Here is a 10,541-nt window from a genome sequence, read left to right as displayed (position 1 = left end):
ACCTCGTGCGCCGTGTGCAGAACACGATCGCCGACGTCGCCGAGCTCGAGCGACCCGAACCGTTGCGCGCCATCGAGCCCGCAAAGCCGACGAGCGAAGCTGGCGACGACGAACTCAAGCGCGCGAGCTAAGCTCCCCACAACCACTTCGGGCGGGTGACCAACTGGTCACCCGCCCGAAGTGGTTGTGGGGATGTTCGCTTAGATCATGCTCAGCCGGATCGGCTCCCACATGCCCGCGAGCACGAGCCCGATGACGGCGAGGTACCAGATCACGACGACGACCCAGGCCCAGTTCGCGAGGCCGTGGCCGATTTTCACTCCCCCACGGCCGAGGCGGCCGTTCGCGAGGTTACCGATGGTGGTGAGCGTGACGGTCGGGATCGTGGCGGTCCAGATGACCATGCACCAGAGGCAGAGGGCGCGCAGCTCGAAGGCCGAGTACCACTGCAGGTAGGTGATGAGCACCGCAGCGCCGATCAGGCCAATCTGCAGGCCAACAAAGTACCAGTTCGGCAGCTTCACGCGAGCGACGATCACGACGCCCGAGACGACGGCGATCGTGAAGCAGACGAGACCGAGGATCACGTTCGGGAAGCCGAGGATCGCACCGGCGGTCGAGTTCATCGCCGGCTGGCACGTAACGAAGACGCTGAGGTCGCAGAGCAGCTCGGCGCTCGGGTCGGCGAGGTTGTGGAAGTACTCAATCGTGAGCATGAAGCTCGCGATGAGGCCAATGCCGCCGCCGATGAGGAGGGTCCACCCCGTGACGAGGGTGCGGGCGGCAGCCGGCAAGACCGCCTGACCCTCACCCTCGTCGAGGCGGTCTTCGAGGGTCGTGCTCACGGCTTAGTTCCCCGTTGTGGCGGTCGGCTCGGTCGTCGACTCAGCGGTGGCCGTCGGCTCGGTGGTCGAGTCGGTGGTGGCCGCGGGCTCAGCGCCGATGGCGTCGAGCAACTCGTCGAGCGAGGCGGGCACGGTCTCGAGCAGCGTGCCGTTCACGCCGACCGACGGGGTGCCCGAGATGCCATCTTCGCGGGCGCGCTCGGTGTTGTCGCTGATCCAGCCGCCGTAGTTGCCATCGGCGATGTTCTGGATGACCTCTTCATCGGTGAAGCCGAGGGTCTGCACGTACGACGCGTAGTCGCTGTAGCCCCAGCCGACCTGCGTCTCGGCCGGCACCGAGAAGATGCCGTTCATGACGGTGTAGAAAAGGCTCGGGTCGGAGCTGATGACGCCCGCGGTGGCCGAGCCGGCGTACTGGCCGTAGTCCTGCACGAAGCGGATCATGTGGTAGGTCACCTGCGCGTCGCCGTCGGCAATAACCTGCTCGTACGACGACTCCATGGCCGAGTGGTAGTCCTGGCAGGCAGGGCAGGAGAAGTCGAAGTAGTAGTCAAGCTTCGCGGGAGCGTCGTCGGAGCCAACCACGACGCCGCCGTCCTCCTCGACGCGGATCGGAAGGCTCACGGCGTCGCCCGCCGAGTTCGTGAGCTCGACCTCACCCTCGGCCGACGGCGTGACCTGGTTGCTGAACCACTTCGGTCCCATCACTACGAGCAGGACGATCGCCGCGATCACGACGACGGCGCCAGCCACGATGCCGAGCTGGGCGAACATCCGGCTGCGACGCTTGCGCGCCTCTTCCTTCTTGCGAAGCGCGTTGGCTTCCTCACGAAGCTGTCGAATACGGTCGCGGTCTTTACTGGCCATGCCCTGGGAGTTCCATTCGTGTTGGGAAGGTGCTGGAAGACCCAATTCTAGGTCGCCCCCATGCGAGCTCCCTAGAAATAAGTTTCCCCTAAAACCTAATGAACCAGGCGGTCCGCGACCGCGTTCCTGAAAATTGCATCCGGATCGAGGTCTCGCGCGATGTGCACGAAGTCGCTGTAGCGGGGCATCACGTCGGCGGCTTCACCGGCGGTGAAGGTGTTCCAACCCGCCCAGTTCGGCAGTCCGCCGAGGTAAATGAAGAGTTCCTCGGCCTGCCGCAGTGCCTCGAGGTTGCGGCCGGATGCGTCGCTCACGTCGAGGGCGACGGCCACCACATCCTGCCCGTACGCGGGCGACAGCCACACGTCGTCGCGCGCGACCATGCCGAGTCGCGTCTGCACGCCCGAGAACGCGCGGTTGCGCTGCGCGATGTCATGCAGCGCCTGCAGCACGAGGTCGACCTTGTAGAGCGGGAACTGGTATTCCATAGTCACGGCACTCGAGTTCGCGCCGGCGACGTCGCGCCCCTCGGCGAGCGAGCCGGTCGGCCCCTCGCGACGCTCGTCGAGCCGCTCGGCCCCGCCGCCGAACAGGCGACGCACCCCCGCGCGGAGGCGACTGAACAGGCCCGCCTTCTCGTCCTGCGCGTGCAGCGCCGACGAGAGGTTGCCGCGACGGGCCGCGACCTGCGCGGGCGACGCATCCTCGAGCCAACCGAGCGTGAGCTTGACGCCGTCGTGGCCGGGGCGCCAGGCCGCGACGTAGTAGTCGACCTTGCTGCGAGCCTCGGGCAGATCGCGCAGCATCGAACGCAGGTCGGTCTTGACTCGCTTCACGCGCAGCGCCCGGTAGCGACGCACGCGCACGGTCACCTCGGTGACGATGCCGAGCGCGCCGAGCGAGAGGCGAGCGGCGCTCCAGAAGTGCGGGTTGCGCGATGCCGAGACTCGGAGCACGGCGCCAGTTTCGTCAATCAGGGTGACGCCGGCGACGGATGCGGGGAAGCTCGCGTCTCGCGGTGCGCCGCTGTGTCCGCCGAGCACGACACCGGCGCCGAGCGTGAGCTTCGCGTCGCTCGGGGCGCCCACCATCGACAGCCCCTCGGCTTCGAGCTGGGTCGCGGCCTGGTCGATCGTCGTGCCGGCGAGGAACGTCGCCGTGCCCGCCGCGGGGTCGACGCTGACGAGGCCACGCAGGCCGCGGAGGTCGATCGCGACGCCCGGCTGAGCGGCCTCGGCGCTGCCCTGTGGGTCGATCAGCCGCACCTGCGCGCCGGTGAGGTGTGCCCGCCGCACAGTGTCTTGCACCTGCGCAAGTGTGGTGGGACGAACGAGTTCGATCGCTGACTCGCGCTTGTCGAGAACGGTACCTGCAGCCACGCTCTGCCTTCTTTCGGATCCCAGGAAAGTCTGCGTCGTTCTATTCTGCCCCAGCATTGTCACGGTCAGGTTCACACGGAAACGAGGAATCCCCACTGCGGCGATGTCGTAGTGGGGATTTGTCGTGCGCCCCCCGGGACTTGAACCCGGAACCCGCTGATTAAGAGTCAGCTGCTCTGCCTATTGAGCTAGAGGCGCGAATCGAGCGGCGGAGTTGGTTCGTCAACCTCGCCGTACCGACTGAAAGACATTACCACCGCTCGACACGTGTTTGCAAGTCGTTAACCTACGCGCGAGAGGAACGCCTTGGTACGCGCGTGCTGCGGATTCGTGATGACGTCCCGGGGGTCGCCCTCCTCCACCACGACACCCGCATCCATAAACACGAGGTGGTCGCCGACGTCGCGCGCGAACGCCATCTCGTGCGTCACGACGACCATGGTCATGCCGCTCTCGGCGAGCTGCTTCATGACGCCGAGCACGTCACCGACGAGCTCCGGGTCGAGCGCCGAGGTCGGCTCATCGAACAGCATGAGCTTCGGCTGCATCGCGAGCGCCCGAGCGATCGCGACGCGCTGCTGTTGACCGCCCGAGAGGTGCCCGGGGTACGACTTCGCCTTGTGCGCGAGGCCGACCTGCTCGAGCAGCTCCATCGCCCGCTTCGAGGCGACCGACTTCTTCTCGTGCTTCACCCGCATCGGCGCCTCGATGATGTTCTCGAGCGCGGTCATGTGCGGGAACAGGTTGAACCGCTGAAACACCATGCCGATGTCGGCGCGCTGCGTCGACACTTCTTTCGGCGTCATCTCGTAGAGCTTCTCGCCGCGCTGCCTGTAGCCGATGAGCTCGTCCTCGACCCAGAGCCGCCCACCGTCGATCGTCTCGAGGTGGTTGATGCAGCGCAGCAGCGTCGACTTGCCCGAGCCGGACGGCCCGATCAGGCAGAGCACCTGGCCGCGGCCGACCTCGAGCGAGATGTCCTTGAGCACGGTGTTCGAGCCGAAGCTCTTGACGATGTGTTCCGCGCGCACCATCGGTGTCGCGGTGGCCGTTGCGGTCATGCACCGTCTCCCGTCGTTCGCGTCGAAGTCGCCGAGTCGGCCGTCGACACGGCCCCGGTCTGCTGGCCGACCGGCAGTTTGAGCACGCCAGTATCGGCCACGCCCGTGTCTTTTTGCGGGGCCACCCCACGGCCGAAGTAGGCCTCGAGGTAGTGCTGGCCCACCATGAGCACGCTCGTGACCACGAGGTACCAGATGCTCGCCACGATGAGCAGTGGCACCGGCTCGTAGAGCGCCGACGAGATCTCCCGTGAGCGCGCATAGAGATCGAGCGTGAACCCGAGTGCGGTGACGAGCGACGTGGTCTTCAGCATCGAGATGAGCTCGTTGCCCGTCGGTGGAATGATGACGCGCATCGACTGCGGAATGATGATGCGCAACATGGTGTCGCGCCAGCTCATGCCGAGCGCCTTCGATGCCTCCTCCTGCCCAGCATCGACCGAGAGGATGCCCGAGCGCACGATCTCGGCCATGTACGCGGCCTCGTTGAATGCGAGGCCGAGCACGGCGAGCCAGAACAGGTCGATCGCCTCGAATGGCGCGATTGTGAAGAAGGTCGTGTCGGTGAACGGCACGCCGACCTCGATCGACCGGTAGATCGTCGACAGTAGGCCCCAAAATACGAGCTGCACGTAGACTGGCGTGCCGCGGAAGAGCCAGAGGTACAGCCACGACAGGGTGCGCAGCACCGGATTATCGCTGAGCCGCATGACAGCGAGCACGAGGCCCATGACCACCGCGAGCACCATCGAGAGGATGGTGAGCGCGAGGGTCACGCCGACGGCCTGGAATACCCGGGTGTCGAAGAGGTACGCCCCGACGAGGCGCCAGCGGAAGGTCTCGCGCGTGGCCGCGTCATAAATGACTACAGCGAACAGCAAGACGAGAACGATCGCAACGGTCGTCCGCCAGGGATGTCGCAGCTTGACCGCGACGATGGGGTCGGTGCTAGCTGACACCGTTGATCACAGCTTCGTCGACGGCGCCGTCCTGAACACCCCAATTGCTGAGGATCTGTTCGTAGGTGCCCTCATCCATGAGCTCCTGCATCGCGGTCTGCACCGCCTGCGTCAGCTCGGTGTCCTTCGCAAACACAAGGCCGTACGGGGCCGCGTCGAAGACGTCGCCCTCAAGGGTGATCTTGTCGGAGGCCTGCAGCACGCTGTTCTGCGCAATCGGCGAGTCGGCGAGCATGTAGTCGGTGTTACCAAGCACGACGTCGTTCGTGGCCTCGTCCTGACCGTCCTTCTTGACGAGGTCGATCGGCGCCTCGCCGTTCGCCTCGCACTCGTCGCTCGCGGCCATGAGGTAGTCGTCGGACGTGGTGGTCGCCTGCGCGCCGATGGTGAGGCCGCACAGTGAGTCCGGCAGCGGGTCGACGTCAACGCCGCGCACGAACTGGAGGCCGGCCGAGTAGAAGTCGACGAAGTCAACCGACTTCTGGCGCTCGACGGTGTCGGAGAAGCTCGACGAGCCCATGTCGAGCGTGCCGCCGGTGACCTTCGGGATGATCTGGTCGAAGCCCTCCTTCGACCACTCGGCGTCGAGGTCAAGCTTCGTGCCGATCGCCTCGACGAGTTCGACCTCCCAGCCCACCGGCTGCCCGTCGGGACCGGCGTACTGGTTCGGGGCGTAGGTGGCGTCGGTGCCCACGCGGAGCACACCGGCACTCGAGATCTCCTCGGGCACCATGGCGGCGGCGGTGTCAGACTTCGTCACCGAGATTTCGGCGCTCTCGGTGGGGTTGGCGTTGCCGCCGGTCCCCTCGGTGTTCTGCACGCAGCCGGTGAGCACAAGCGCAACCGCGGCGAAGGCGCCAATGGCACCGAGGGCTTTCCGGGACGAACGAGCGACGGACGATTTCACCATTGCTTTTGCCTTTCAGACGCCGACGCAGCACGCTGCGCCGACACGGGAACCACCTCGCCCACCTCAATTGAGCTTCGTTGCTGCTGCGGGCCGCAAGCAACGCTGATCGCGTCGCAGCCGAGTGAGGGCGTTGGGTTCCAATTTTCAGATGTGTGGGGAGCATAACCCGCACCCGGGGCGTTGTGTGCACTCTGATGGGGAACAGACCAAAGTGTGTTCAAATTGCCGCATGATTCAGGCTGCGGCGTACATTCGTCCGTCGCGGCCGCGCCCGACCCTGAGGAGAACTCCGTGACCGAACCCATCCGACTGCAGCCCGGCGACGACTTTCCGGAATTCACGCTGAGCGACCAGGACGGCAAGCAGGTGTCCCCCAGCGATTTCCGCGGCTCGAAGCTCGTGGTCTACACCTTCCCGCAGGCGTTCACCCCGGGCTGCACGCAGGAGGCCTGCGACTTCCGCGACAGCGACGCCCGGCTCACCGCCGCGGGCTACAAGGTGCTCTCGCTCTCCGCCGACTCGGTAGACAAATTGGCAAAGTTCAAGACCGAATACGAACTGCCGTACACCCTGCTGAGCGACCCGGCCCACGAGGTGCAGACCCGCCTCGCCGCCTACGGCGAGAAGAACAACTACGGCCGCATCGTCGAGGGCGCGATCCGCTCCACCTTCCTCGTTGACGAGGACGGCAAGGTCATCGAGGCGCTCTACAACGTCAAGGCCACCGGCCACGTTGACCGGATCCTCAACAAGCTCGGCGACAGCTAGCTACTTGAGCCGCGCGGCCACCGCGGGGTGGAAGACGAGCAGCAGACCGACGAGCGATGCCGCCGCGAGCGCCCAGCCGAGGGCGGGCATCATGTCGCCACGGATCACCGTGACCGCGGCCGCAACCTGCAGCGCCTGCCACACCGCGGTGAGCCCGCGTACCCAGCGCTGACCGAGGCAGACGCCGACGGTGAGCGCAATGAGCAGCACGGTCGCGAGCCCGGCCATGACGATGAGTGCGATCGACGACGCGACCGAGAGCGCATCCTGCGTCAAGAACTCGACGAAGAGCAGCACGGTCACCCACGCCATGACGAGTGCTTCGACCCCGAGCACCATCGCGAGAAGAATCGACGGCCACACCGGCGCGGTCGTGGCGGCCTCGGTGGGGCGTTCGCCCTCTGCGTTCACTCGAATAATCCCTTGATTGGCATGCAACTGCGTGGCAAAATACTACAGATCAGGACTTCGGCGCCCTTGCGCAAACCCGCAGTTTGGTGTGCCGCTGTCATCACGACTCCGTCTGAGAGTACGGCCTCCGCGTGCCAAAACGCGTAGACAAGGAGCCCATTTACATGGATTGGCGTGATCGCGCTGCATGCTTGCATGCTGACCCCGAGCTGTTCTTCCCGGTTGGCAACACCGGCCCCGCGATTGAACAGATCGACGCCGCCAAGTCAATCTGCTCGCGCTGCCCGGTAACCGAGCAGTGCCTGCAGTACGCACTCGACACGAACCAGGATTCTGGCGTTTGGGGTGGCCTCTCGGAGGACGAGCGTCGCGCGCTCAAGCGTCGCGCTGCGCGCGCCCGCCGCGCCAGCTAACCCAGCCAAGCAACTCAGTGCCTCGGCGGATCTTTCGTCGAGGCACTTCGTTTGTCACCCGACGCCCCAGCGGCGCGGGATGCTGATCTGCACGAGCGTGCCGCCCGCCGGGTTCTCCTGCCACGCGATGGCGCCGCCGAGCTCACCCTCGACGAGCGTCCGCACAATCTGCGTGCCGAGGCCCGAGCCCTCGTGGCCGCCGACCATGCCCACGCCGTTGTCGCGCACCTGAATGGCAAGATTGTCGTCGTCGCGCTCGACCGTGACGGCGACTTGGCCGTCGGAGCTGCCTGCCGGGAATCCGTGCTCGACCGCGTTCGTCACGAGCTCGGTCAACGCGAGGGCGAGCGGGGTCGCGAACTCGCTTGGCACGGAGCCAAACGAACCCTCGAGCACCGGTCGCACCTCGGTGCCGGTGCCGCCGGCGACCTCGGTCGCGAGCCGCATGACCCGGGCGAACACCTCGTCGAAGTCGACCGACTGCGAGAAGCCGCCCGACAGGGTGTCGTGCACGACCGCGATCGACGAGACGCGACGCATCGCCTGCAGCAGTGACTCTCGGGCCTCGTCGGCCTTCGCCCGGCGGGCCTGGATGCGCAGCAGCGCCGCGACGGTCTGCAGGTTGTTCTTCACTCGGTGGTGGATCTCGCGGATCGTCGCGTCTTTGGTGATGAGTTCCTGCATCTGGTTGCGCACGTCGGTCGTGTCACGGCAAAGCACGATCGCGCCGAGCCGCTCGCCGCCGCGGCGCAGCGGAATCGCGCGCAGCGTGACCGTGACGCCGCGCGCATCCACATCGCTCATCCATGGGGCACGGCCGGTCACGACGAGCGGCAACGCCTCGTCGACCGTGACGTTGCGCTTGTCGTCGACAAGGGTCGAGGCAACTTCCGAAAAGATCTCGCCCTCGAGCTCGCCACCGAAGCCGAGCTTGTTCAGTGCCGAGAGGGCGTTCGCGCTCGCAAAGGTGACGACGCCGTCGGTGTCGAGCCGCACGAGGCCGTCCGAGGCCCGGGGCGCGCCGCGACGGGAGAACTCGGGGGCATCGAGATCGGGAAAGTCCCCCGCCGCGATCATGTCGAAGAGGTCCTCCGAGCATTCGCGGAACGTGACCTCCTGCCGCGTCGGCTGCCGTGTGCCGGCGAGGTTCGTGTGCCGCGTGATGATCGCGATCGGCCGCTCGGAGCGCTGCGCCCGGCCGTCGGCGTGGCGTGTCGAGAACACTGGGCTTGTCGTGAGCTGCGCGGGAATCTCGTCGAACCAGTCGGGGGCAGATGAGCGAATCGTCACGCCGCGCTGGTAGACCGCCTCGACCTCCATCTCCCACTGCTCGCGCACGCGCTGACCGATGAGATCGCGATAGAACAGGGTCGGCGCCGACGCCGGTCGCGCCTGGCTGACCGCCACCCAGCGAGCCTCGGAGTCGCGCACCCAGAGCACGAGATCGGCGAGGGCGAGGTCGGCGAGCAGCTGCCAGTCAGCAAGCAGCAGCATGAGCCACTCGCGATCACTCGAATCGAGGTCGCTGTGGCGTTGTATGAGATTGGTGAGGCTCGACACGCCTCCACATTATTGGACGAGTGAGCGATCTGATTGGAGATCCGCCGGAAGCGGTGCCGCGGCGTCGGCAACGTGACCGAGCCGAAGGGCGAGCGCGTCGAGCTGCTTCGCGAGTTGTGACCTCGGCGCCGCATCGACCACCGCGATCGCCTCGGCCATCGCCCGGTCGACGGCCTTGGAGTCATCGGGCAGCAGGGTGGCGCGTTCAATGCCGCCAAAACGCAGCAACACCTGCCGCACCTGGCCGGCCGAATCGGCGCCGACCGCCCCGCGGCGCAGGCGGGTGATGACCGTCTCGAGGTGGGTCGCATCGCCACGCAGATCGACAAGGCCGAGCCGCGCCCGCAGGTAGCGCTGCAGCCCAACCGGGGTTGCTTCGCCGACCGCGACCACAGCATCCGCCACCTCGATCGCGGCGTGCGCGGCGGCGTTGCGACGAGGCGCCGCGACATCGCTCACGAGTTCCTCGTCTCGCTCGAGGTTGAAGCCGACGTCGACGACGACGAACTCGTACTCATCGCGCGCGAGCCCCAGCACCGCGCGCATCCGCTCGCTCGGCAGCTCGGGCCAGCGGGCAGGGTTACTGATGCCCGAGAGCACACGCAGGGTGCCGCGCGCACAGGCGACCTCCGAGCTCACGCGATCGAGTTCGACTGCCGAGAGCGAGCCCGCGCCGGCGAGGCGGCAGGCGGCCGCGAGCCCCGGTGCCTCGTCGGCGATGCCGAGCGCCGGTGCGACGGCCCCGCCATACGTGTCGGCGTCGACGAGCAGCACCCGCCGGCCCTGATTCACGAGCGACGCCGCGAGGGCGATCGCCACGGTGGTGACGCCCGGCGAACCGTGCGGGCCCCAGACGGCGAGGATGCGGCCGGGCGCCGGAACCGGTGGCGCGCTCGGCTCGATCGGCGGCGGCACCTCGCGCTGCGGGCTGCGTCGGCCTCGCCGCGATTCTTCGCGGCGGCGGTCCTTGCGACTGCGTGGCGGCTCCTCCGGCTCGGTCTGGGCTGTGACGGGCGGCGCAGCGCGGGCGGCCTCCCCCTCGAGCAGCCGCTCAACCGCATCCCACCTGTCGTCGGCGCGGATGCGGTCGACGAGCCCGAGCTCGGTTGCCTGCCTGCGTTCGGCCTCGTTCCCCACGACGGCGATCGTGCGGGCACCGGCGCCATCGCAGGCGGCGAGGCTCCGCGGATTGAGCGTCTCGGGGCCAGCCTGCGCGAGCACGAGCTCGGGCCGGGCGCGCTCGACCGCGACCGCGAGCGAGGCAGCGCCGGTGACGCGGTCGACGATCTCGTGGCCGGCCCGGATGATGCCCTCGAGCAGATTCGCCTCAACGTCGTAATCCACGGCCAGGATGATGCGCGCCACGAG

Annotated in this window: 11 protein-coding genes and 1 tRNA gene; 2 read left to right on the top strand and 10 right to left on the bottom strand. The window is 67.2% G+C overall.

Annotation, left to right across the window (positions count from 1 at the left end; all coding sequences use genetic code 11):
* Nucleotides 1-200: 200 nt before the first annotated feature.
* The 7 genes from QM019_RS08605 to QM019_RS08575 all read right to left on the bottom strand — a co-directional run bounded on the left by QM019_RS08605 (nt 201) and on the right by QM019_RS08575 (nt 6,021).
* Entirely contained in the window at nt 201-845 is a 645-nt protein-coding gene (locus QM019_RS08605) for a vitamin K epoxide reductase family protein (protein ID WP_125107778.1), read from the bottom strand.
* A gap of 3 nt (nt 846-848) precedes the next feature.
* On the bottom strand, nt 849-1,712 hold the full coding sequence (locus QM019_RS08600) for a DsbA family protein (RefSeq protein WP_125107777.1): 864 nt from the start codon (nt 1,710-1,712) through the stop codon (nt 849-851).
* Nucleotides 1,713-1,807: 95 nt separating this feature from the next.
* Nucleotides 1,808-3,091 carry an FAD-binding protein gene (locus QM019_RS08595; protein WP_164509813.1) on the bottom strand — a complete coding sequence of 428 codons (1,284 nt, stop codon included), beginning with the start codon at nt 3,089-3,091 and terminating at the stop codon, nt 1,808-1,810.
* 125 nt (nt 3,092-3,216) lie between these two features.
* Nucleotides 3,217-3,289: transfer RNA gene (locus QM019_RS08590), tRNA-Lys, on the bottom strand.
* Nucleotides 3,290-3,372: 83 nt separating this feature from the next.
* On the bottom strand, nt 3,373-4,152 hold the full coding sequence (locus tag QM019_RS08585; protein ID WP_125107775.1) for an amino acid ABC transporter ATP-binding protein: 780 nt from the start codon (nt 4,150-4,152) through the stop codon (nt 3,373-3,375).
* Complete coding sequence (locus tag QM019_RS08580) at nt 4,149-5,111, bottom strand: amino acid ABC transporter permease (protein WP_282852625.1); 963 nt, start codon at nt 5,109-5,111, stop codon at nt 4,149-4,151. Before QM019_RS08580 ends, QM019_RS08585 begins: the two co-directional genes overlap by 4 nt.
* A complete protein-coding gene (locus QM019_RS08575) occupies nt 5,101-6,021 on the bottom strand; it encodes a transporter substrate-binding domain-containing protein (RefSeq protein ID WP_282852624.1) in 921 nt (306 codons plus the stop codon). Before QM019_RS08575 ends, QM019_RS08580 begins: the two co-directional genes overlap by 11 nt.
* Before the next feature lie 291 nt (nt 6,022-6,312).
* Between QM019_RS08575 and bcp the strand changes: the two genes are divergently transcribed.
* A complete protein-coding gene (gene bcp, locus QM019_RS08570; protein ID WP_282852623.1) occupies nt 6,313-6,789 on the top strand; it encodes a thioredoxin-dependent thiol peroxidase in 477 nt (158 codons plus the stop codon).
* On the opposite strand, the gene QM019_RS08565 is transcribed toward bcp, so the two are convergent.
* A complete protein-coding gene (locus QM019_RS08565) occupies nt 6,790-7,200 on the bottom strand; it encodes a hypothetical protein (RefSeq protein ID WP_193128792.1) in 411 nt (136 codons plus the stop codon). It abuts the gene before it with no gap.
* Nucleotides 7,201-7,364: 164 nt separating this feature from the next.
* Here QM019_RS08565 and QM019_RS08560 point away from each other — a divergent pair, with 164 nt between their 5' ends.
* The gene (locus tag QM019_RS08560) at nt 7,365-7,613 is read left to right on the top strand and encodes a WhiB family transcriptional regulator (protein WP_125107770.1); all 249 of its coding nucleotides are present in this window, start codon (nt 7,365-7,367) and stop codon (nt 7,611-7,613) included.
* 54 nt (nt 7,614-7,667) lie between these two features.
* On the opposite strand, the gene QM019_RS08555 is transcribed toward QM019_RS08560, so the two are convergent.
* Together QM019_RS08555 and QM019_RS08550 are read right to left on the bottom strand one after the other, a co-directional pair.
* Nucleotides 7,668-9,173 (bottom strand): sensor histidine kinase, encoded by a 1,506-nt coding sequence (locus QM019_RS08555; protein ID WP_193128791.1) that lies wholly within the window; start codon nt 9,171-9,173, stop codon nt 7,668-7,670.
* 9 nt (nt 9,174-9,182) lie between these two features.
* Nucleotides 9,183-10,538, bottom strand: a complete 1,356-nt coding sequence (locus QM019_RS08550) for a CpaE/TadZ family protein (protein WP_282827036.1) — start codon at nt 10,536-10,538, stop codon at nt 9,183-9,185.
* Nucleotides 10,539-10,541: the final 3 nt, after the last annotated feature.

The sequence above is a fragment of the Gulosibacter sediminis genome (assembly GCF_030011715.1).
GTDB classification, from domain to species: domain Bacteria; phylum Actinomycetota; class Actinomycetes; order Actinomycetales; family Microbacteriaceae; genus Gulosibacter; species Gulosibacter sediminis.
The sequence above is the reverse complement of the archived record's forward strand: the minus strand, read 5'-3'. Positions and strand labels throughout refer to the sequence as shown.

Excerpts from the sequence above, each read along its gene's own strand:
- QM019_RS08560 (WP_125107770.1), top strand. The coding sequence starts at position 7,365 with ATGGATTGGCGTGATCGCGCTGCATGCTTGCATGCTGACCCCGAGCTG.
- QM019_RS08600 (WP_125107777.1), bottom strand. The coding sequence starts at position 1,712 with ATGGCCAGTAAAGACCGCGACCGTATTCGACAGCTTCGTGAGGAAGCC.
- QM019_RS08575 (WP_282852624.1), bottom strand. The coding sequence starts at position 6,021 with ATGGTGAAATCGTCCGTCGCTCGTTCGTCCCGGAAAGCCCTCGGTGCC.
- QM019_RS08585 (WP_125107775.1), bottom strand. The coding sequence starts at position 4,152 with ATGACCGCAACGGCCACCGCGACACCGATGGTGCGCGCGGAACACATC.